Below are 24,784 nucleotides of genomic sequence, written 5' to 3'. Positions count from 1 at the left end.
AAACCGTAAATGAAAACAACATGAAAAAATTACCAATATACCTGGTTGCGGCGCTGGCATTGGGCACATCCTGCAACAAGGATTTCCTCAACCGCTACCCGGAAACCGCCATCACACCAGAAGTGTTCTGGAAAACACAGGAAGACCTCGCCCTTTATATGAATGGCCAGATGGACCAGTGGGGCATGGACATCTACCGCGATTCGGACCAGAGCACAGACAACATGTCTACCACCGGCGTCGTGGAAATGAAGACCGTCATGACCGGTACGCCCACGGCTGTGAACATCACCGGCGGCTGGGACTGGGGCCGCCTGCGCAATCTCAATTATTTCCTGGAGAATTATGAACGTGCCGACGCCATACGGGAGGTTAAGGACCATTACGCCGGGCTGGCAAAATATTACCGCGCCATTTTCTACTACGAAAAAGTGAAGCGGTTCTCCGACGTGCCCTGGTACTCTAAAACCATAGAGCCGTCAGATATGGCACAGCTCAACAAAGCCCGCGACCCGCGTACGCTCGTCGTGGACAGCATTATGAACGACCTGGCCTTTGCCTCTGCAAACGTGAAAGAACGCGGCGCGGCGGAAGTTCTCGCCAACACGCCGGACAAATGGTCTGCCATGATCAGGTATGCCCGCATAGCGCTGCATGAAGGCACTTTCCGCAGATACCATCCCGAGCTGAACCTGCAAAACACTGCCGCCGGCTTCCTTCAGAAAGCCAGGGATATATCGCTGGAGATCATGAACAGCGGCAAGTTCCAGGTATATAACACCGGCAAACCCGAAGCAGATTACGGCGTCCTGTTCAACAGCCAGGAACTCAGCGGCAACAAGGAGGTCATCCTCGCCACCGCCTACGATCAGAATAAACAGATGGGCGCCAATATCAACGGCACCGTGTTCGGCGACTTTGAATGCTCGCCTGCCCGCAGCCTGGTGAACGAATACCTGATGAAAGACGGCACCCGTTTTACCGACATCCCCGGCGCCATGCAGCAGACCTTCGTGCAGGAGTTCCAGAACAGGGACGCAAGGCTGATGCATACCGTGGCTTATCCCGGCTGGAAGTTCGTAGCCGATGCCGCGCCTTACATCCAGAAGCTGAATAAGAAATTCACCGGTTACCACCAGTTAAAAGGATATATCAATTCTACCGATAACATCCTGGCTAACAGCGTGGATTTCCCTGTATACCGTTATGCCGAGGCCCTGCTCATCTACGCCGAAGCGCAGGCAGAGCTGGGCCTGCTCACACAGGCAGACCTGGACAAATCCATCAACCTGCTGCGCGCAAGGGCCGGCGTGGCAGCGATGAACCTGGCCGCGGCAAACGCCAGTCCCGACCCGGTGCTGGCTGCGGCTTATCCCCAGGTAAGCGGCGCCATGAAAGGCGCTATCCTTGAAATACGCCGCGAGTTCCGCGTGGAATTCGCCATGGAAGGCCACCGTTATGACGACCTGATGCGCTGGGCCGCAGGCAATTTGTTCGCGAAGATCCCACAGGGCATGTATTTCCCCGGGCTGGGCAAATATGACATGACCGGCGACGGGCATGAAGACATCATCCTCATCGACAAATCCGCTACCGTGCCACCTGACGGCTCCAAGGAAAAGAACGCGCTGGGTGTGCGCCTCGTGTATTACAGGGCCGGCACTATCAACGACGACGCCACCCTTTACCTCAGCAACGGCACCAGCGGTTACATGGTAACGGAAACGGGCACACGGAAATTTGAAGACCCGAAATTTTACTACCGTCCCGTACCCCATAGCCAGGTACTGCTCAACCCCAACCTGAAACAAATATTCGGTTGGTAAAGAAATGACGCTTAATTTGTAATAGAAATCACAACAAGGATGAAACGAAAAGGCTTATTGTTACTGGCTTTGTTCATAACCGGCGCCAGCTTTGCGCAGAACAAAAAGAAAGCGGTATTTATCATTGCAGACGGTATTTCCGCCGACGCGCTGGAAATGCTGAACACGCCCAACATCGCGGATATCTCTAAAACAGGGACCTACCTCCGCGCCTACGTCGGCGGCGAAAAAGGCGGTTATTCGCAAACGCCCACCATTTCAGCCGTAGGCTACAACAGCGTGCTCACCGGCACCTGGGTGAACAAACATAACGTGTGGGACAATGACATCGCCGCGCCGAACTATCATTACTGGACCATCTTCCGCATACTCAAAGAACAGTTCCCGCAGAAGAAAACCGCCATCTACAGCAGCTGGACAGACAACCGTACCAAGCTCGTAGGCGACGGCATGCCTGAAACCGGCAACATCAAATTCGATTACAAATATGACGGCTACGAGCTGGATACCGTGAAATTCCCGCAGGACAAGGGCCGCGATTTCATGGAAAAGATAGACGACCTCGTGGCCACCGAAGCCGCCAACAGCATCCGCAAAGACGCACCGGACCTGAGCTGGGTATATCTTGAATATACGGACGATATGGGTCATATGTATGGCGACAGCCCGCAGTTCCACACCGCCATCCGCAAGCTGGACGATAAGATCGGGCGCATCTGGAAAGCCATACAATACAGGCAGAAGGAGCATAAAGAAGACTGGCTGATCATCATCACCACCGACCATGGCCGCGATGAAGTGTCCGGCAAGGGCCACGGCGGCCAAAGCCCGCGCCAGCGTTCCAGCTGGATCGTGACCAACCAGAAAGGTCTGAACAACTATGCGAAGTATTATTACCCCGGCGTAGTGGATATTATGCCTACCATCGCCCGTTTCATGGATCTTCGTTTGCCCATTCACGTTAGCCGTGAGTCAGACGGCATTGCGCTCAGCGGGAAAGTGTCCGTTGCGCAGCCCATGCTCATCAAAGCCGGCGAAGGCAAACTGGACATCAGCTGGAAAGCGATGGACCCGGAAGGCACCGTCAAAATATGGCTGGCTGCTACCAACAATTATAAAGACGGCGGCGAAGATACCTATAAACTGGTGGCGGAAGTGCCTGTTGGCCAGGAACATTACCAGGCAGACATCAAAGACATCCCTTCGGATTTCTATAAAGTGGTGCTGGAAGGCAGGTACAATATGACCAACCGCTGGCTGAAGAAAGACCAGAAGAAGTAAAAAACGTCTAAATCATCAAAAAAAGGCAATTGGTAATCAACCAGTTGCCTTTTTTATTTGGGTAATTACCCAAGTTGGTTTAACTTTTCATTAACAGACAAACGTCCCGGAAATTGTTTTTCCAGTTAATCGGAATGCCCAAACATGAACGCGGTCTCACATCAACTGAAATACATTATCAACCTGGGCGCCCGGGATGCGGATGCCAACGAGGCCAGGTCGATCGTGATCGTCAATATCATGGGTATTATCCCTGCCGTTTTCGCTATTACCATGGCGCCGATACTTTACGCGGTGACCGGCGACCTGGCATTGCTGATCAGTCCTTTGATCGAAGGCTGCATACTTTTCACCATCCCCTTCCTGAATGCAAAACACCGGCACAACATTGCCAGGCAGGTGATGTATTACACGCACAGTATCGGCCTGCTTTATTTCGGCCTGCTCATGGGGCCTGATGCGAATATCGAGCTGATCGTTGTATTCCTGATAGGATTATCTTTTCTCATTTACCCGAACACTACTTACCGCCTCATCAGCGTAGCGGTGGTGGTGGGCGTGCTTACCATACTCGGCATCAACTTCGGCTATCACTTCGTGAAGTGGCTGGTGCTGGGGGCTACTATTTTGCTGAACGTGATGGTGTTCTATTTTTATTCCGCCCACTTTTCCGAGAGCATCGATGCGCTGGTGATGCAGAACAAGGCCAAGAGCCGCGAGTTTACCCGCACCAACCATGAAACGCGCAACCACCTGAATGTGGCGAACACCGTGTGTGAAGAATACCTCCGCCACTTGCCCACCGGTACCGAAAATGTGACCATCCCCGTGAAAGACGCCAAGGCGCTGAGCTTCTCCATCAACCGCATCAAGGAGGTAGTGAATAACGTGCTCGACTACTCGCAGCTGGAACACAGCCGGCCCGCACTTGCTTACGGGAAAGTGAGCCTCCGGCAGTGGGTGGAAGAACTGGTGGCCTCCTACCAGGTATTCGCCCGCGAAAAGAACGTGGACATCCGGCTGGAACTGTCTCCTAACCTTCCGCATACCGTAATGGCCGACGAAAAGGCCATGACGACCATCCTTTCCAACCTGCTGTCTAACGCCATTAAATTCACTTTCACAGACACGGCGATCACCGTGCAGCTGGATGCCGGCCGCGACAATATTGCCATGCGGGTGATAGACCAGGGGCCGGGGCTGACCGACAGTCAAAGCGCGCAGCTTTTCCAGGCTTATATTTCAGACCGCAGCAACCGCTACAAGGGCACCGGCCTGGGCATGCCCATTGTGCTGGAAACCCTGAAACTGCTCAGGGGCAGCATTGCCGTGAAAAGCAACGACGGCGTAGGCAGCGTATTTACCGTAACAATCCCAGCAACCGCCGTGGAACAGGAAGCTGCTTTTCCCCAGGCAGCGCAGCTGGAACCGCTTGGAAAAACAGTACTGGTGATAGACGATAACCCCATGAACCTCCGCGTAGCGGAACTGCAGCTGAAGAGAGCCGGCTGCAGGGCCATTAAACACACGGACGTTCATGCAGCCATACAGTCTGCTTCCCTGGAATGCCCGCATGTGATACTGCTCGATTACCAGCTGAACGGCATGAACGGGCTGGAGGCCATTCAACTGATCAGGAAACAGGAACATTTAAAAGACGTGCCGGTAATTATAACTTCCGGTGTTACCGGCATCGATACAGATAAGGGGTTGCGGGCAGCCGGAGTCACCGGTTTTCTCAGCAAGCCCGTAGAGCTGCACCGCCTGTACCAGTATATACAAATGTCAGAAAACGCTTTAACAACCAGCTGAACGGCACAAAAAGACACAGTGCCCGCTTGTACTATTATCATACGTTCCTGGGGACAGGGAACCGTGTGACTGTTTGAAGTTTACCGCGATATTCCTGCCTGCAAGTAATCCTGCGTTTGCGGCCCCGCGCTGTTATTTCGAGAATGTGCGCCGGCCTTACCCTTCTTTTTATTCCAATCACCTAAAAACATCAGCTTATGCAAACACTCACTTTGGATCGGGCATTGTACTGCCCTTTCCCGGCGCGTATTAGCGCCATGGTTGACGCGGTAGAAGAACATACCGATCAATGGACATTGGCTTTCGATCTGCATCGCGGGGATTCATTCCAGGAATATAAACGGAGCGCCTTCGGGCATATGACCAGCCGCTTCTATCCCACCGCCGGCTTCAAACGCCTCTGCATCACCAATGACCTGCTGGTACTGCTTTTCCTGCTGGATGATATGCTGGACCATGAATCCGAAGCAGACGCGCCGCCCGTCAACTTCGAGCAGTTCGCCCGGCAGTTCTGCAGCGTGCTGATCAACGACGAAGCGCACACTTACAAAAGCGGTCCCGTGCTGGCCGCCCTCAGCGACGTATGGCGCCGCATGCGCGACCTGTGCAACGCCGAGCTGAAAGGCCAGCTGATCCAGGACATCGTGCTGCTGCTAAAGGCCATTAAATGGCAGCACCAGAATACGCAAGCCGGCATCATCCCATCGCTGGACGAATACAGCCACTGGCGGCCACTCTTCGGCGGCGCCCACCTGGCAGCCAGCCTGATTTTTTTTGCCGAAAACACACAAACTCCTTTGAAGACCTTCCGCAAAAAACCCCTTGACCTGCTAACGACATTGTGCGGTCACCTCGGCTGCTGGGCCAACGACCTCATTTCCCTACACAAGGAACAGGGCCATGGCGACTTCCACAACCTGGTGCCCATCCTGCAAAACGAATACGGCCTCACCGAAGACATTGCCTCCGACCGGGCCATACAGATCCACAACCAGGAAATGCGCGACTTCCACCTGCTGTATAAACGCCTGGATTATTACGTCGGCAAGCAGAAAGACATCGGCACGTACATCATGGACCTGGCGATGATCGTGAGGGGGAACCTGGATTGGTCGTTTATTGATTCCGAGCGGTATAGCGCGAGGATGAATTTGATGTGAGGGGTTGGAGGGTGAAGGGTTTAAAGGGTGGCTGGGCGGTTGGGCCTGGCTGCCCTTTTTTGATGTGCCGCCCTGGTCCCTGCGGCTGGGATGCCTTACAGCCGATTTCCCCGTGAATTTGTCAAATACTCGCTACTTTTTATATATTTGCTTTGATAATTATTTTGTGCCCAATGCTTATGATCCGTCGATAATAGTTTGTACCCGGTAACCCATGCTATGATATCGATTGGTTCCAGACGGTGCGAATGGAATCCGAATCCAAAAAGTTATAAGACCCATTCTCCATGCAGAGAAAGATTTTCCCGATCCTATTGTTATTGCTGGCGTTGCTGGCATTCCGCGGTCCCTATGCCCTCGCACAGTTCGGCCACGCAGGTTTCGACCTCAACAAGACATACCCCAGCCCGGACGTGGCTTCACTGGGGAAATACGCCCTTATGCCGGCGAATCCTTTTAATGGCCAGGCCAGTATAGCCATACCGGTATATGACCTGAGCTACAGGGGACTTACTGTTCCTATATCGCTGCAATACAGCACAAGCGGCAACCGGGTAGACGACCATCCCGGGCAGGTTGGGCTGGGATGGAGCCTCCATGCGGGCGGCGCTATCATCAGGAAAACGAACGGCGCGTACGACGAGCGTCCTAGAACCGGCACTACCTGGGAAACAAACTGGTTCAGCAACTGCGGGCGCGTGGCGCAGAATTTCTCCAATATAGACACCATACAGGCTTATTTTGACCAGGGGCCTTTCCAAAGCTATGACGCAAGCCCGGATGAATTTATTTTCAACTTCAACGGGTATTCCGGCAGCTTTTTTATTACAAGAGCCAGCCATAATGCCCCTGTGGAGCTAAAAGTCAAATCCAACGGGGCTTACAAGCTCAAAGCGGAAATAGTGGAAATGCGGACCTCCATTACTTACCAGGACTGGTTCAGCACGCAAACGAACGCCCTGGAAAACGGAACTGCGGGGCCGAACATCTTCACCTTCCGCATTACCGACGAAAACGGCGTCCAATATACATTCGGGAACAATCCGCAGGCGATTGAGTTCAGCAATATGGGGGACTATGGGTGGGATTACTTTACGATTGCTTCTGCATGGTACCTGACCGAAATAAAAGACCAGGCGGGAAATGCGATCCAGTTCAATTACAAACGCGCCGGGCGCGTGTTCCAGCAGCACGAACAGCGGAACGTAACTTTTTATTCACAGACATATAACATCCAGGGCAACGCGGGTATCCTCTTTTCTTTTGACCAGGGCTACACCTCAACTTCCGGCGACCAGTCTGTTATTTCCTACATGATCCAGACCCCTGTTTACCTTGCTTCCATCATAACGCCGGTGCAGACGGTCAATTTCACACATGCGAATTCCCTGGAGCGGGATTACAATTTCAACGAATCAGAACTGAAGAATATCGTCGGTTTATTGTGGAAATATGGCAAACACAAAAGCCGGTGGCAGAAGCTGACAGATATCGATATAGTTGGCGTTAAAAAATTCCACTTCAATTACAGGGAAGCTGCCACCGAACGTTTACGGCTCTCGGATATAGAAATGCAGGATAAAAACGGGAGCAAGGTAGGCGTTTATTCATTCACATACAATCCAACAGCGCTGCCGCCGTACAATTCAAAAATGGGCGACCACTGGGGATATTTCAACAACCGGTCGTACGTGTACGGCACAAATTACCTGGCCCTGCGGGAGCCGGTAGAAGCTTATATGCGGGCCGAAATACTGGAAAAGATCACCTATCCTACCGGCGGTTACCTCCAACTGGAATACGAGCCTCATTATTACCGGAAAACAGGCAAACAATTCCCTTTTGACGTGCAGAACAAAGGCGCCAACCTGATGGCGGGAGGGCTTCGTGTGCGTAAAATGACGGCTTCCGACGGTACCGGGGGCGAACCCATGGTAAAGGAATATTTTTATTATAAAAATTACCTTACTGCCGGCATCGCGGAATCTTCGGGCATCCTGGGCACAGAGCCTCAATATGCCAACGCCGGTACCGCCCATGGTTCTGCGCGATGGGGAGAATGGTGGCATGGCGGATGGCTGAGTGTTTCCATGAACTATGGAAAGATGGTCGATAACAACATCTTAACGCTCAGTACGACCAATGGCAGCCACGTCACCTATTCGGAAGTAACGGAAAAAAGCGGCGACGGATACACCGTTCATGAATTTTATAATTACGAAGACCCTGGCTATAACGACGCCAGCCCATTCCTGATATTCGGCAACTTCACTTCCGCCTGGCATGAAGAAGGATACCTGAATATGGAAGCGTTTCGGGGATTACCGAAGAAACAAACGCATTACAATGCATCCAAACAAGCTGTTCAATCCACCGAGTTCCAATATTTAAAAGATGTGACCACACCTTACTTCATGGTACCGTATTTCAGCTTCACAGTGGAGCAACTGGCTGGCGTGCGAAGGGTAAGCGCATGCGCACATTTTCTCAAACCGCCATTGCTGAAAAAACGGACGGTTACCACATTTATTCCCGGCACCACGCAACAAATGGTGGCCATCACAGATTTCAAATATTACCCGGATGCTTATCCTACCGGCGCTCCCGGGCATGACAACTTCCTGGAAACCGAAATTACCACAACAGAAAGCTCGGACAAGATACACCGTACCGTTAAACGTTACCCTTACGATTTTGCAGTGGCGCAAGGTTCTGCCAGCGTTTACCAGGGCATGCTGGATAAAAACATCAATTCGCCCTTAATAGAACAAACCACTTACCTGGGCGCTCAAAAGACAGCCCTGCAGCGCACGAATTATTATGCGCCGTTCACAGGCGTGTTCCTTCCTCAAACCATAGAAAATGCTATTGGCGCCAACAACCCGGTTGTAACCAGCCGCAACCTGTTGTACGACCAGCGCGGCAACCTGCTGGTGCAGGCGCTTGAAAATAACATACCGAACAGTTTCATATGGGGCTACCAGGGTGAATATCCCGCAGCCTATGTCAGAAATGCCGGCTACCAGGAAGTAGCATACAGCAGCTTCGAGGAAGGCGAAACGGAATACGCCGGCAAATGGCTGGCAGCTAACGGATTGGCGTCGGGCAGGCAGATACATGCCACCGCTCCTACCGGGCAGTACGTATTCCGGCTCGAAAACGCATCAACCGGGCTAATGACTTTCCCGGGCACACTGAGCGCTTCCAAAAAATACATCCTGTCTTTCTGGGAAAAAGGATCCGCCGTGTCGGTGACCACTTCCACGGGAACGCTGAATATACAGTCAGATAAAAATGAAACCATGCACGATGGCTGGAAATACCGGCAGATCATCTTCTCCGGCATTACCTCAGGTCTTACCCTTTCTTCCTCGTCTGCGGTGTTTATAGACGAGGTGAGGCTTTATCCTTCCGATGCGCAGATGATGACCTACACCTACCTTTTGCCGGTAGGAAGAAACAGCCAGTGCGATGAACAGAACAAGATCACGCATTTCGAATATGATCTTTTCGGCAGGCTGCAGCGCACGCGGGACGTGGAACGGAATATCCTGAAACAGTACGACTACCGTTATTTCGCCTTTGTGCCAGGGCTGGGGCCTCATTGGGCCACCACCGGTTTTACGAGATGCGTGAAAGACGCCAGCAATAACAATACCGGCGAGCAGGAAATAGAACAGCAGGACGGTAATCCTTCCAGCGATACCTATAATACAAAAAGATGGATCAGCAACGGCATTTGCGGATGTTGCCCGCTGCCTCCACCCTGTGAAGGCATCGATAAAAAACAGGTCAACAACGTATGCGAAACGGGCGTCAAACAAACCCTGAACTGCGTACGGCTGGCCGATAACAAATGGCAGGAAACTTTCCGTTACGCATTCAGCGACGGTACTTATTCCGAGACCATTGTCCGAAACACCCCTGTGCCCTGTCTTGATTAATAAAATTTATCCCGCTAACGCTATGCAAAAGTTAGTTCAACTTATCACACTCTGCTTCATTCCCTGCCTGGCATTTGCCCAGCAGCCCAATGGCAGCCTGCCCCCTTCCGCACAGCCCCGGCCGCTTCCTGTGAAATACACCGGCGACCTGATCAGTTATATAAGAACATGGGAACCATCGAAAAAAATAACCGATCCCGCTACTGTTACGCTCACGCAGGACGTGGCCCAGGTAAAACAATCCACCACTTATTACGACGGCCTCGGGCGGCCGCTCCAGGAAGTGATGAGAGGCATTACGCCCACAGGAATAGACCTTGTGAAACCGCACGTATACGACGGCCAGGGCCGTGAAGCCTACCGCTACCTGCCTTTTGCATCGAGCAACAACATGTACCCCGGTACATTCAGGAATAATGCTTTCGCAGACCAGGCTGTTTTTATGCAGGGAGTTTATCCTAATGAGAGCGTCTTCTACAGCCATGAGCAATTTGAGCCGTCGCCGCTGGGCCGCTCCACGCTTTCGATGGGTGCAGGCAACAGCTGGGCCGGTTCCCAGAAGGGAACAGGTACGCAATACCTGCTCAACGCGGCGAATGAAGTCGTGAAATGGAACATTGGCCTGAATGCAGGAGATTACCCGCAAAACGCCGGCACCTATGCCGCCGGTGCCCTGAACATGGAGATATCGACCGATGAAGAAAATAGTAAAACAGTCACCTATATGGACAAATCAGGCAGGCTTATCCTGAAAAAATCCCAGTTCAACGCAACGCCTGGCGCCGGCCATGAAAACTGGCTATGTACTTATTATGTGTACGATGATATCGGCAATCTGCGGTATGTCATTCAGCCAAAAGCCGTGGAAAAAATAAAGGGAAACGGTTGGGACTTGTCCGGGACAGCACTGCGGAAAGAGCTTTGTTTCAGGTATGAATATGACCATCTTAACCGGTTGATCCTTAAACAACTTCCCGGCACGGAGCCTGTAGAAATGGTATATGATGTTCGCGGCAGAGTCGTATTTGTTCAAGATGGAAATCTTCGTAATCAATCTACTAAAAAGTGGATCGTCACTTTTTACGACCAGCAAAACCGGCCGGTCATGAAAGGATTATATGCAACACCTGAGAACAGGCAACAACTTGCCAACGCACTCACAACAGTTCAGCCGTCTGCCCAATACACATATAATTACCCCGTGCCTTCAGACATTTCGGTAGGCTGGCACGATGGCAGAGCGGCCTATACAGCAGGGAGTTCCATTGAGTTCACATCAGGCTTCTTCTCGGAAACAGAAATGGAAGCGTTCATTTCTCCCGGTGCAACTTCGGGTGCAGTGAGCATAACCTTGCATAATTCCCTCCCTAACCTGCAGACAGCCAATCTGGAGCCACTCATGTATACTTTTTACGACAACTATGGGTTTGAGGGAGCACAAAGCATGAGGAACGACCTGCTGCAAATACCTGCCGCTCTGCCGGACCAGGGAGACTATAAAGAAATACCAGCCTCTTCCATTATGACCCACGGTTTGCCAACCGGCTACAAAATAAAAGTTCCCGGCACGAATCAATGGTTAACAACCACCAGGCATTACGATAGAAAAAGCAGGCTTGTACAGGAAATTATGGGAAATATCGGTGGTGGGTACGACGTTCAATCGTTTATGTATAACTTCTCCGGCCAGCCGGTGAGTACTTACACCTACCAGCACAACCCCGGCAGCGGCCTGGTGCCTGAAGTTAAAATACTGACAAAATTTGGGTATGATCATGCAGGCAGGTTGGTAAATGTTGTAAAAAAGATCAATAACGATGCTGAACATAGTATTCAGGTAAATGAATATGATCAGCTGGGCGGGCTTAGGCTCAAAAAGTACCTAAAAAAAGATGGCAGCACACTGGAAAGCGTCGCCTACGATTATAACATCCGTGGATGGATACTCAGCATCAATAAGGCCTATATAAATGGTAGCGAGCCCCATTACTTTGGTGAAGAGCTGGCATACGATCATGGCTTTTCCAACAAAAGGCTGGATGGAAATGTGGCGGGTATAATATGGAAAGGAGCTGCAAATAATGTAAAAAGAGCATATGGCTTCAATTACGATCCTTCCGGAAGACTGACCTCTGCCAACTATACGCAGGAAACCAGCCCGAATTCCTGGTCGTCCACTGTGGCCGATTATTCAGTCTCTAACCTGACCTATGATCACAATGGCAATATCCTCACCCAATATCAAAAAGGGATGCAGGGTACAGCCAAGGTAAATATGGACCAGCTTACCTATGAGTATTTTCCGGAAACGAACAGGTTGAAAGGCGTTGCGGAGCCCAACACTACCGATTTCGGTCTGTACGACTTCACCGACCGCAACAGTGGAGATGATTTTACATATGACTGGAATGGTAACATAAAGCAGGACCTGAACCGGCAAATTTCATCAATTACCTTTAACTATCTCAACCAGCCGGAACTGGTCACATTTTCCGGCAACAAGGGAAACATTAGGTACATCTATACCGCAGCCGGTAAAAAGTCCCGCAAGATCGTAACGGATCAAACTGTAACCCCGGCCAAAACGATCCGGACGGATTATATCGGCGATGCCATTTACGAAGATGGCAGGCTGCTGTCAGTTGCCCATGGCGAAGGGCGAATCAGGGCCAAATACGATGCTTTGGATAACGTCAGTTTCGTGTATGACTTTTTTATCAAAGACCATCAGGGCAACGTCAGAAGCATGCTGACAGATGATTCGTCGCCCAATCAGCTTTACGTGGCCACGATGGAAACGGAGAGAACGGCGGTTGAAAATTCGCTTTTTAGCAACATAGACGCGAGCAGGTCCACAGCACCGGCAGGTTATCCTGAAGAATCAGGTAAAAACAAACATGTTGCACGGCTCAATGCCAAATTTCCGGACAAAAGGGTCGGGCCATCTCTCGTGCTGAAAGTAATGGTGGGTGATACAGTGCAGATCACCGCGAAGGCCTTTTACAAATCTCAACAAATAGCACAAAACAAAACGACGTCCCCCCCGGTGGATATGCTGGGCGCGCTGATCAGTGCCTTCGGCGATCAAAATGTTCCTCAAGCTGGTCATGGAGCCGCCGTATCGGCTAATCTCAGCAATACCCCGTTCAACAATAACTTCAGCAATGCCTACCAGCGTTTAAAAGATAAAGATACGAAAGCGTCCAATCCAATGCGCCCTAAAGCCTATCTGAATTTCGTTCTGTTCGACGAACAATTCCTTCTGGTTGATAAAAACAGCGGCGTTAAGCAGGTGCAGGAAAAGCCGGATGAAATGCAGGAACTGGTGAAAGAAAAAATGGTTATGGACCAAAGCGGGTTCCTGTACGTATATGCCAGTAACGAATCGGTACAGGATGTTTATTTTGACGATATTGTGGTAATGAACGCACCTGGACCTTTGCTGGAGGAAATGCACTATTATCCATTCGGGCTTACAATGAAAGCACTGAGTTCAAAAGCTCTCAACAAGCTTGAGAATAAATATCTTTTTAACGGGAAGGAATTGCAACGCGAGGAGCTTAGCACTGGCGAGGGGTTGGACTGGTATGATTATGGTGCAAGGATGTATGATCCACAGATAGGCAAGTGGCACGCAATGGACCCGAAAACTGAAGAATATTTCGGCTATTCTCCTTATACTTATGCTATCAATAACCCGGTGAACCGTGTTGAGATAGCAGGAAAGTGGAGTGTTTCACATCACTATTATCTGACTAAAAACGCATTGCTGGAATTTGGCATAGGCGGCTTTAGCGAACAGTTAGACCTGTTATCACACTACGCATCTGTATATTCCGATCACCCGCCATCTCACCTGCTTAAGGCACAAAATGCAGTTCATTGGACCGGTGTGCCGATGAAGTATAAGGATGACATTGATTATTCCGGCACAGCAGGTTCCCAGACAACCGATTGGGCTGTTGGCTCTAAAGAATACAATCACAATATCTGGCATTCAATGCGTTCTGGAGATGAAGCAGAAAAGGGTGTCATTTCAAGCTGGAACGCAATGATGAGGGGAATGGAATTTGGCTGGAGCCAAATTTTCGCATCAGCAAAAGAAGGTACTTTTCACGATCTGAAGAAAAACTCCAAGGGCATACAGGCTTTCGGGCAGGGTTTACATGCATTACAGGATGCCTATGCTCATAAAGGAACACATATGGATCAACATAATATATGGAAGGATATCTTCGCCGGAGGTTTTGAAAAATATTCAGCTGATTACATGGACGCATATAATATGACACTCAACGCCCTGAACGTTCACAACCTGATGTCCGGAAATTTCAAAGGTGTAAAAACAGAGCAGGACGGATCTGTAAAAATAGAAACCACGGGTATGAATGCCCAGCAGGTGAAAGAGTTATGGGAAAAGATCCTACAATTCCAACAATATAACAGATAGCATATGCAGCGATTATTCACCTATTATTTCGGCCTCGTTCTTGCCAATCTCCTTATGAGCTGGCTGATTATCCTGGCTGCGGCGCCGTTTCATCCCGAAAATCGGGATACCCAAATACAGATTGCAGAAACAGTGCTGTTGGTGAACAGCTCCGTCTGGCTGCTGCTGCACATATATTACGAAAGCACCGGAGTGAGGCGGATGGTTATCACTTCGCAGGCAACGGTAGTAGCCTGGTCAGCTTTCCGGATCGTTCTTTTTATAATCCAGCACGGCATGGGCATCATATCTGCCGTGTTTATACTGGTATATCTTTTTTACATCATGTTCAGCATATGGCTAATATGCAGGGTCTGGAAGAAGCCGGATGTTCTATAGATCTTATTTAAAATAGACAAAGGCCAGTTTTTTAGCTGGCCTTTGTCATTCCTGAGCGGAAAACCGGGCTCGAACCGGCCACCCTCAGCTTGGGAAGCTGATGCTCTACCAAATGAGCTATTTCCGCTGGTGGTTTAAAACGCCCTCCGGTGTTGACTTCTCTCCTCCGGAAGGGAGACAAATATACGAATGTTTTGGATTTGGCCATATAATACCCCTTGCAAAAAAATATTTTCCTCTCCACTAAGGGTCCTCCCCTCATTTCATCTCTATATCCATAGAGCGCAACCACCACACGGTATGAAAAAAGAAAACGACATCAATTCCCTGGCGGAAAAATGGCTGAACGGCACCATTACGGAAGAAGAGAAGCAGCAATTTGAAGCATGGTACAACAACCAACCGGGCTTTGACATCCAGTGGCTGAAAAACGAGACGGAAGAAGGCCTGAAAAAAAGGATCTTCCAGTCCATTATCCACCAGCTGGAAGGGGAAAGCCCTGTCATCCGCCGCATATCCTGGAAACGCAGGCTCTCAGCGGCCGCCGCGGTATTGCTCATTTTAGGCGGGACGGCCTTTTATCTTTTTAACCGCCAAGATAATATCCCCGGCCAGGATATTTCCGCCGGCGCCAGCCAGGCGATCACTTCCCCGGCATCAGCAACCGCCACGCTTACCCTTGCAAACGGCGCCATCATCCGCCTGGACAGTATAAAAGTCGGCCTCCTGGCCCGGCAGGGCAACGCCACTATTCATAAACTCCCCGACGGCGGGATCAGGTATGAGAACGGCGGGCGCGGTGAAGCCGCGATGCCGAACACGCTCACCGTTCCCAGGGGCGGCGCCATCCTCACCGTAATACTCGCCGATGGCAGTAAAGTATGGCTGAACGCGGAAAGCTCGCTCCGTTACCCGGCGGCATTTGCGGGCAGCAGGCAGGTAAGCGTGTCCGGCGAGGCGTACTTTGAAGTAAGCCCTTCCGCCGCCAAGCCATTCCAGGTGAACGCGGAAGGCGTTACCACCCAGGTGCTGGGCACACACTTCAATGTAAACACTTTCGAAAAGCAGCGCGGCGTTTTTGTGACCCTGCTGGAAGGCGCGGTAAAAGTAAGCAATACATCCGCCGAACATTTGCTGAAACCCGGCCAGCAAGCCGGCGCAGCAGCCACAGGCAGCATCCGCCTGAACCAAACGCCGGACCTGGAAGCCGTGATGGCCTGGAAAAGCGGGATGATCAAACTGAATAATTCTGACATACATACGGTAATGCAACAACTGGAACGGTGGTATGATGTAGATATAAAAATAGAGAACGGCGTGGAAGGCAGGCCCTTTTCCGGGTCCATATCCCGGAACAACGACCTGGCCACCGTGCTGGAAATGTTAGCAATGACAAAGGAAATAAGTTTCAGACAAGAAGGCAGGACCATCATCGTATCTCCGTACCGGTAGTATTTTTTTGCAGCCAAAACTATTCAACCAGCTAACCACGGTAATTCCATTTTTATGAAAAAAGAAATTTCACGCTATGGCGGCCCATGGGGCCGGCTGATACCGCGTATCCCTTCCTTTCCTTTCCGGAAGCTCGTTTATTTGCTGTTAGTCCTGTTCAGCCTGCAGGTACACGCCAAAACCTACAGCCAATCGCTCACGCTCTCCTACAAGAATGTATCGCTCGAACAAATCTTTACCGAGATCAAAAAACAAAGCGGGTACCTGTTCATCTGCAGCAGCAAACAATTGGAAAACACCCGCAACGTAAGCATCTCCGTAAAGAACGCCACGCTGGAGCAGGTACTGAACCTTGTATTCAAGGAGCAACCGCTCACTTACCGGATCGTAAAGAACACGATCGTGGTGATCCCAAAGGAAACCAGCGCCCCGGCCGCTTCCCCGGCGGCGGCCGCCGCAATAGAGATCAGCGGCACGGTAACGGATGAAGCCGGTGTACTGCTGCCGGGCGTCACGGTGCAGTTGAAAGGAACGAACACCGGCACCAGCACGGACGAAAATGGCAAATACGCCATCAGCATTCCACAGCACGGTACGCTGTTGTTCAGCTACACCGGTTTTTCCACCCAGGAAATACCCACGGCCGGCAAAACTTCCATCCACGTAAAAATGACCCGGTCTGAAACCAGCCTGAACGAAGTAGTGGTTGTAGGCTACGGCACGCAGCTGAAAAAAGATATCTCGGGCTCCATCGCCGTTGTGTCTGAAAAAGATTTTAATAAAGGCGTTACGCAGACCGCAGCAGACCTGCTGCAGGGCAAAGTAGCCGGCCTCACCGTGACCACGGAAACCGGAGATGTGACCGCCAAACAAACCATCCGCCTGAGAGGTTCTTCATCCCTCACCGCGTCCAGCGCGCCTTTTGTGGTAATAGACGGGGTGCCGGGCATGGATATGAATTCCGTATCGCCGCAGGACATTGAATCCATCAGCGTGCTGAAAGACGCCGCCGCCACGGCCATTTACGGCTCCCGCTCCGCCAGCGGCGTGATACTCATCACCACTAAAAAAGGCAAAAGCGGGCAGGCCAAAGTACAATTCAATAATTATGTCGCCATAGACCAGGTGTCCAACAAACCGGAACTGCTCTCCGCCTCCGAATGGCGCGCGTACACGAAAGATAACGGCATGGACGTCACCGGGCTGGATGTAGGCGGAAACACAGACTGGTTCAAAGAGATCATGCGCACCGGCGTTTCATACAACAACAACCTGTCCGTATCCGGTGGCAACGACAAAGGCAATTACCGCGCTTCGCTGAACTACCTCAACCGCGAAGGCATCATGCGCGACAACGACCTGAAAAGGTTCAACGCATTGTTTTCCGTGAACCAGAAAATACTGGACGGAAGAGTGAACCTTTCACTGGTAGCAGGCGCCGTTCAAAGCGACTTCTCCCCCACCAACAGCTTCAACTCCGTGCTGGCCTATACCATGCTGCCGGTATACACCATCAAAAACCCCGATGGCAGCTGGTTTGAAAAGTTCGATTGGGAACAGGGCAACCCCGTGCATAACCTCGCCGAAAACCGCAACCTCACCAAAACCAGCCAGCTGTATGGCAACGGCAACATCAGGGCCACCCTTTTCGAAGGGTTCACCGCCAGCGTAAACCTCTTCAAGCAGCGCAGCACGCAAGACGGCAGCCGTTACAACGCGATCACCACGCAGGCCGGCAGAACGGACCATGGTTACGCTTTGCGCGAAAACAGCGTATGGGACAAAAACCTCATGGAGCTGACCGGCGAATACGACAAAACTTTCGGGCAGCATCACCTGAAAGTGCTCGGCGGCTATTCTTACGAAGAAAATTTCATGCAATACATGAAAGCCTCCAACCGCGGTTTTATCACGGACCAGTTTGAATACAACAATCTCGCCGCCGGCGAAAGCCTGTTCCCCAGCGACGTAGGCTCCGCCAAAGAACTGAGCAAGCTGATCTCGTTCTTCGGAAGGCTGAACTACAGCTACAACAGCAAATACACCGTAAGCGCCACGCTCCGCCGCGATGGCTCTTCCAAATTCGGCAACAACAACAAATGGGGTATCTTTCCTTCCGCCTCCGCCGCATGGACCCTCTCCGAAGAAACTTTCCTGAAAGGCAGCCCCCTGGTGAACGACCTGAAACTGAGAGTAGGATACGGCGTAGTAGGCAACCAGGAAGGCATTGGCCCGTACAGCTCCATTGCGTTGTACGGAAGGGGCGATGAATATTACGACAACGGGCGCTGGAGAAATACCTACCGTTATGCGCAGAACGACAATCCCAACCTGAAGTGGGAAGAAACCTCCACCCTGAATGCGGGCATCGACTTTGCCATACTCAGCAACCGCATTTCCGGCACGCTGGATTATTACGTAAAAAAGACCAGCGACCTGCTCTACGTATACAACGTTCCCGTGCCGCCCAACCTCTTCCCTACCACGCTTGCCAATGTTGGCGATATGACCAATACCGGTTTTGAACTGGCCATTAATACAGAAAACATCCGCACAAAAGACTTCCGTTGGACCAGCTCCGTAAACTTTGCCACCAACAAAAATGTAGTGAACAGGCTCTCGAACGAACTGTACCAGACGGAAAGCATCAAAACCGGCGGCATTGCCCTGCGCGGCTCCGGTAACCTGACCAGCCATATCATCGAAGAAGGCCGCGAAGTAGGCACATTTTACGGCTGGAGATCAAAAGGCCTCGATGAAAACGGCAAGTTCATTTTTGAAGACCTGAACAAGGACGGGGAGATCAACAGCCTGGACTATACCTACATCGGCCAGGCGCTGCCGCGTTTTACTTACGGCATCTTCAACTCCTTCGCCTACAAACGTTTTAACCTTTCTTTTTTCCTGAGAGGCGTGTATGGCAACGACGTGCTGAACAATCCCCGGCTGCAATACGCCAACAAAAAATGGCTGCCCGGCTCCAACGTGATGAAAGACGCGCTCACCAACGGCATCAACGACGACCCGAAATATTCCAGCTATTACATCGAAAAAGGCTCATTCCTCCGGCTGGACAATGCCAGTCTTTCCTATGATGTGATCGAAAAGCCCTGGAAAGGCATCAAGGGAATGCGCCTTTATATCACCGCGCAAAACCTGTTTGTGATCACGAAGTTCAAAGGGCTGGACCCCGAGGTGAACATGAGCGGGCTGGCGCCCGGCGTGCTGGAAACGGTTTTCGTTCCCAAAGCCCGGACCTATTCATTTGGTGTTGATCTTAATTTCTAAACAGCCAACAACAAACGTCATGAAAAATTTCAGATTACCCATACTCACCATCCTGATCCTTACAGTGCTCACGCCAGCCTGTACCAACCTGGATGAAAAACTGTACACACAGGTTTCCGTAGACGATTTCGGGAAAAACCAGGAGCAGATCAACGCGCTGGTTGGTTCCATTTACAGCGGGCTGAAGCTGCACGGCATCGACTGGGATACTTACCTCACCATGGACGGTCTTTCCTCGGACATGATCGCCATACCGGGTTACAAAGGCGGGGACTGGAGCGAGCCCATGTACAAAGAAAGCATGCAGCACAAGTGGAATGCCAGCAGCAGCGGGTTCAACGAATCCTTTTTCGGCCCCTCGTCAAACATTGCGCTTTGCAACCAGATCTTTTACCAGATAGACATCAACAAAGCCATTGCGCCTGACCTGAAAGAGCAGATACTGGCGGAGATCAGGGGCGTGCGCGCGTTCTGGTACTACATCCTCTGCGACCACTACGGCAACGTGCCCATCGTAACGGACTTCCTGGACAAAAGCCAGCCCGTCACCAAACCCCGCGCGGAAGTATATAATTTCATCGTTTCAGAGCTGAACGACATTAAGGATAAACTGAGAAGAGATGTGGCCACGCCTGCCAGTTACGGCAAAATGACCCGCGGCGCGGCATATATGCTGCTCGCAAAAATGTACCTCAACGCACAGGAATGGAACCCGGCAGGCGGCACCAAGTGGCAGGAATGTATCCAGGCTTGCGACACCGTGCTGTCCATGCCCTACCAGCTTGAAAAATGGGATATCAATTTTGTTCCGAACAACCACATTTCCCGCGAAGCGATATTTTCAGCCGCCTTCAAATCCGGCGGAACAGGCAGGCAAAACAATATCGCGCTCAACACCCTCCATTACTTCGACCCCATCGCGCTGGGCCTGAGCATCAGCCCATGGAACGGTATTGCAGCCAACCCGGCTTATGTGAAAGAGTTTGACCCTGCAGATGCACGGTATGCCGCGTCTTTCCTGATCGGCCCCATGAAAGACCCTTCCGGCAATATCATCATGACACCGCACGGCCGCCCGCTGATCCACACCGTGGATATGGTCATGAACGAGCCCGGCCCCGACGGCTGGGGATGGATCAACCAGGAAGAAGGCGCAAGGATAAAGAAGTGGGAGTTTGAACCCGGGCTGAGCAATAGTATGGAAAACGATTTCCACATCTTCAGGCTGGCCGATGTGTACCTGATGAAAGCCGAAGCGATCCTCCGCAACGGCGGCAGCAACGGGGAAGCGACTACGCTGGTAAACGCCATACGCGCCAGGGCCTTCGCCGACCCGTCCAAACTCTACGGCTCCGTGACGCTGGAAACCGTTTATAAAGAAAGAAGGTTCGAGCTGGCCTGGGAAGGTTTTACCCGGCAGGACATGATCCGCTATGGCAAATTCCTCGCGGCACGCCCTCCTTTCAAGCCATTTGTCAGCGATAAAAAATACCTGCTGTATGCCATCCCGCAGGCGGCTATAGACGCCAACAACAAACTGGAACAGAACGACGGGTACTGAGTTCCCGCCCATCCAAACTACATACATCTAATAAACTCTCTCGCATGAAGAACATGACCAGGAAAGACTTTTTAAGCAACGTCAGCGTACTGGGCGCAGCCGCCCTGCTGTCTCCCTCAGCATTTGCATCTGCCGGCACACAACAGCAACCCTTCACGCCGCTCAACAGGAAAGTAAGGGTAGGCCTCATCGGCTGCGGCAGCGTATCCGGCGTATACCTCCCTCATCTCGCCAAATGCCCTTACGCGGAAGTGGTAAGCCTCTGCGACATCAAGCCCGAACGTGCGGAAAGAGCCGCCAAAAAGATCGATGGCGCCACCGCCTACCCGCATATCGATAAAATGCTGGCCGGCGTGCCTTTCGACCTGCTGGTGAACACGACGAACATGCAGGAGCATGGCCGCCTCAATAAGATCGCGATTGCCGCGGGCAAAAACGTATGGTGCGAAAAACCGCTGGCCACCACTTACCAGGAAGGCGTGGAAGTACTGGCCATGGCCAAAAGGAAAGGCGTGCAGATCTGGGGGGCGCCCGCGGTGGTAAACAGCCCGCAGTTCGCATTTATGGCCAAACAGGTGAATGAAGGCAAGCTCGGCAGCATCGCGGCGGCACACGGCCACTACGGTCACGAAGGCCCTACCTGGTCCGCCTTTTTCTATGAAAAGAATGGCGGCAGCCTGCCGGACCTGGGCGTATACAACATCGCAACGCTCACCGCCCTGTTTGGCCCCGCCAAATCGGTGGTGGCCATGGTAAACGTGATCACCCCCACCCGCAAAGTGGACGATAAAGGCACGATACCGGTGGTAGCGGAAGACAATGCGCAGGTACTGTTCGATCACGGCAGCGGCGTGTTGTCGCATATCCAGTGCGGCTTCAACTACTTCGACCCCTACGGCCACCAGGGTACCGGCCAGGAACGGCCTACCATCTCCGTATACGGCAACAAAGGCAATATGCATATGGTGGGTTACGACTGGAAACCGACCGGCGTGGATATGGCCACGCACGACAATCCTGCCACCAAACGTTTCGTAGAAGACGCAGGCACTTATGTATGGCAGGAAGGCGCTTCCGTGATCTGCGAATACCTTTCCACCGGCAAAAAACCGCTGATCAATGTAGAGCATTCCCTGCACGTGCTGGAGATCATCGAAGCCGCCAATGAATCGCAGCGCACCGGCAAACGGATCCCGCTGAAGTCTTCATTCCCCTGGCCCATCGTAAGCTAATGGCGGCTATGCAACATATACTGGCAGGAAACAACCGCTACCGGGTTGTTTTCCTGTTCAGCTTTGCCTCCCTCGGCAGCTGGATGCCCAGCCTGAACCTCTGGCTGGAAGACCAGGGCATGCGCGGCACGGAGATGGGCTATCTCTCCGCTATCCCCTGGCTCGTGATGCTGCTGGTGCAGCCGTTCTGGGGCATCCTGGCAGACAGGGCTGGAAAGATGCGCTGTTTTCATTTTTCCGTCATCCTGGCCGTATTGCTATTCGCCGTATTTCCGTTCATCGCAAAAGGAACATTGCTCACGGCGGTGATGATCTTTTTATTCGCTGTTTTTCAAACGCCCGTGCTGCCCCTGCTGGACAGCATTACGCTGGATCATGCGGCGCTTCACCCGCAGGTTTCCTACAGCAGCCTGCGCTTCTGGGGCGCGCCGGGTTTCGGGCTGGGCGCCTGGCTCACGGGGATGCTCGCTGAAACATACGGCAGCAACGTGATCTTCTATCTCAGCGCCGCCTTTCTTTTACTGGCCTGGCTGCCTGCCACCCGGTTCGAAAGAACGGCGCCCGCAGTTTCTGCGGCGGACCTCAGCTTTAAAGAACTGGGCCGCACATTGGGCAACAAAGTGCTGCTCATTTTTTTACTGGTCGTGATGATCGTATCCATCGCACAATCCGCCAGCTCATTTTTCCTGACGGTGTACATGCGGGAAATAGGCGCTTCCTCTTCCGTAACCGGCGCCGCCATTGGCGTACAGGCGTTGAGCGAACTGCCCTTTTATTTCATTGCCGCATGGCTGCTGCGCAAAACCGCGCCGGGAAAGGTGCTGATCATTGCCATATTCGGTACGGCCCTGCGGTTGCTGTTGTATTACCTGAACGGCAACCCTTACGCCGTGATCGGCATCGAAAGCCTGAACGGCGTCACCTGGACGTTGCTATGGCTCGCATCCGTAGAGTTTGTGAATGCAAAAGTACCGGCGCAATGGAGAACCACCGGGCAATCGATGCTGTGGGCCATGTATTTCGGCGCAGGCGCTGTACTGGGAAATATCATCATCGGCCGGTTGTATGAAACCATGCCGATGCAGCAGGTGTTCGGCATATTCAGCCTGCTGGTTCTTATAACCGGCGCCGCCGCTCTCCTGCTGCTGGTCAGAACTTCCGGCACAAAGCCCATGGCCGTGCCCGAAACATCATCAATTAAAAAATTCACCTGATGGAACAACTACTGGAACAATATAAAAAAGGATGGAGCCTGCCCCGCGATCTCTACATGAGCCAGCAGGTACTGAACCATGAAGCGGATGCCATCTGGAAACAAAACTGGCTGTTTGCAGGCTTCTCCTGCGAGATACCGGAGCCTGGCGATTATTTCACCTACGCCGTGCTGGACCAGTCTGTGATCATTATCCGCAACGACGACGGGACGATCCACGCACATCACAATTCCTGCCGCCACAGGGGTTCCGCCATCTGCATTGAAGAACGCGGCAACGAAGACAAGCTGAAATGCCCTTATCACAACTGGGTGTACGAAAAAGACGGCCGGCTCAGGAATGCCCGGCTGATGCCGGATGATTTTGACAAAAGCCGGTTCGGGCTTCACCCGGTGCATCTCACCGATGTGGCCGGAGCGATCTTCATTTCACTGGCAGACGATCCGCCGGATTTCTCGCAGGAATCCGCCGGCCTCGCGCCTTACCTGCAGCCTTACCAGCTGGAAAATGCAAAAGTGGCTTACCGCGACCGCTATGAACTGGAAGCCAACTGGAAGCTGATCGGCGAGAACTTCCGCGAATGTTACCACTGCGGCCCCGTGCATATCGAGTATTGCAGCATAGTGGTAGGCGCGAACCTGGTGGAAAACCGCGACGCCGTGCTGCAGGACAGCATGGTGGTGTGGGAACAGCAGGGCCTGGCTTCCACCACCATCGAAAACGTGCCGGAAGCCAGCCATTACGCCACGCGTTACCCGCTGCGCCCGGGCATGGAGAGTTATACGCTGGACGGCAAACCGGCAGCACCGCTGATGGGCCGTCATCAACAATACGACAGCGGCGTGGTGGGCCTCATCAATTATCCCAACTTCTGGATGGATGGCGTAAGCGATTACATCTGGGCCATGCGCATCACCCCGATAGACGCCACACGGTCTATGGTAGACCTCACCTGGCTGGTGGATGGCAAAGCGGAAGAAGGCGTGGATTACGAGCTGGACAGGCTCACGGAGTTCTGGAAGATCACGGGCGAGCAGGACTGGCATCTTTGTGAGAACAACCAGAAAGGCATCCGGTCCACCCGGTACGAACCCGGCCCCATGGCGCCTTCGGAAGAAGATGTGGTTAATTTTCATGCCTGGTACCTGGACAGGATGCGCAGGCACCTCACCCAATCCAGGTAACG

The 24,784-nt window shown here is 52.2% G+C and carries 13 protein-coding genes and 1 tRNA gene; 13 read left to right on the top strand and 1 reads right to left on the bottom strand.

What is annotated here, in order from left to right:
* Nucleotides 1–20 precede the first annotated feature (20 nt).
* The 7 genes from R3I13_RS19075 (at nt 21) to R3I13_RS19045 (ending at nt 14,851) form a co-directional block, all read left to right on the top strand.
* Complete coding sequence (locus R3I13_RS19075; RefSeq protein ID WP_346319557.1) at nt 21–1,826, top strand: RagB/SusD family nutrient uptake outer membrane protein; 1,806 nt, start codon at nt 21–23, stop codon at nt 1,824–1,826.
* 39 nt (nt 1,827–1,865) lie between these two features.
* Nucleotides 1,866–3,107, top strand: a complete 1,242-nt coding sequence (locus R3I13_RS19070) for an alkaline phosphatase family protein (RefSeq protein ID WP_346319556.1) — start codon at nt 1,866–1,868, stop codon at nt 3,105–3,107.
* 144 nt (nt 3,108–3,251) lie between these two features.
* Entirely contained in the window at nt 3,252–4,919 is a 1,668-nt protein-coding gene (locus R3I13_RS19065) for a hybrid sensor histidine kinase/response regulator (RefSeq protein ID WP_346319555.1), read from the top strand.
* Nucleotides 4,920–5,116: 197 nt separating this feature from the next.
* Nucleotides 5,117–6,079 carry a terpene synthase family protein gene (locus tag R3I13_RS19060; protein ID WP_346319554.1) on the top strand — a complete coding sequence of 321 codons (963 nt, stop codon included), beginning with the start codon at nt 5,117–5,119 and terminating at the stop codon, nt 6,077–6,079.
* A 287-nt stretch (nt 6,080–6,366) separates the two neighbouring features.
* Nucleotides 6,367–10,023, top strand: a complete 3,657-nt coding sequence (locus R3I13_RS19055; protein WP_346319553.1) for a hypothetical protein — start codon at nt 6,367–6,369, stop codon at nt 10,021–10,023.
* On the top strand, nt 9,989–14,473 hold the full coding sequence (locus R3I13_RS19050; protein WP_346319552.1) for a DUF6443 domain-containing protein: 4,485 nt from the start codon (nt 9,989–9,991) through the stop codon (nt 14,471–14,473). Before R3I13_RS19055 ends, R3I13_RS19050 begins: the two co-directional genes overlap by 35 nt.
* Before the next feature lie 3 nt (nt 14,474–14,476).
* Nucleotides 14,477–14,851, top strand: coding sequence for a hypothetical protein (locus R3I13_RS19045; protein WP_346319551.1), 375 nt, complete (start codon nt 14,477–14,479; stop codon nt 14,849–14,851).
* A 54-nt stretch (nt 14,852–14,905) separates the two neighbouring features.
* On the opposite strand, the gene R3I13_RS19040 is transcribed toward R3I13_RS19045, so the two are convergent.
* A tRNA-Gly gene (locus R3I13_RS19040) sits at nt 14,906–14,978 on the bottom strand.
* Nucleotides 14,979–15,151: 173 nt separating this feature from the next.
* Between R3I13_RS19040 and R3I13_RS19035 the strand changes: the two genes are divergently transcribed.
* Genes R3I13_RS19035 through R3I13_RS19010 form a run of 6 tightly spaced genes read left to right on the top strand, consistent with a single transcriptional unit; the run spans nt 15,152 to nt 24,782 of the window.
* The gene (locus R3I13_RS19035; RefSeq protein WP_346319550.1) at nt 15,152–16,303 is read left to right on the top strand and encodes a FecR domain-containing protein; all 1,152 of its coding nucleotides are present in this window, start codon (nt 15,152–15,154) and stop codon (nt 16,301–16,303) included.
* A gap of 54 nt (nt 16,304–16,357) precedes the next feature.
* A complete protein-coding gene (locus R3I13_RS19030) occupies nt 16,358–19,591 on the top strand; it encodes a TonB-dependent receptor (RefSeq protein WP_346319549.1) in 3,234 nt (1,077 codons plus the stop codon).
* Between the two features lie 19 nt (nt 19,592–19,610).
* Nucleotides 19,611–21,152, top strand: coding sequence for a RagB/SusD family nutrient uptake outer membrane protein (locus R3I13_RS19025; RefSeq protein WP_346319548.1), 1,542 nt, complete (start codon nt 19,611–19,613; stop codon nt 21,150–21,152).
* Nucleotides 21,153–21,196: 44 nt separating this feature from the next.
* On the top strand, nt 21,197–22,384 hold the full coding sequence (locus R3I13_RS19020) for a Gfo/Idh/MocA family oxidoreductase (protein WP_346319547.1): 1,188 nt from the start codon (nt 21,197–21,199) through the stop codon (nt 22,382–22,384).
* A gap of 8 nt (nt 22,385–22,392) precedes the next feature.
* On the top strand, nt 22,393–23,598 hold the full coding sequence (locus R3I13_RS19015) for an MFS transporter (RefSeq protein WP_346319546.1): 1,206 nt from the start codon (nt 22,393–22,395) through the stop codon (nt 23,596–23,598).
* Nucleotides 23,598–24,782 (top strand): aromatic ring-hydroxylating dioxygenase subunit alpha, encoded by a 1,185-nt coding sequence (locus R3I13_RS19010; protein WP_346319545.1) that lies wholly within the window; start codon nt 23,598–23,600, stop codon nt 24,780–24,782. The genes R3I13_RS19015 and R3I13_RS19010 overlap by 1 nt, the downstream gene beginning before the upstream one ends.
* Nucleotides 24,783–24,784 lie beyond the last annotated feature (2 nt).

Origin of the sequence: Chitinophaga sp. YIM B06452, from assembly GCF_039655965.1 — a bacterium.
GTDB lineage: Bacteria > Bacteroidota > Bacteroidia > Chitinophagales > Chitinophagaceae > Chitinophaga.
The sequence above is the reverse complement of the archived record's forward strand: the minus strand, read 5'-3'. Positions and strand labels throughout refer to the sequence as shown.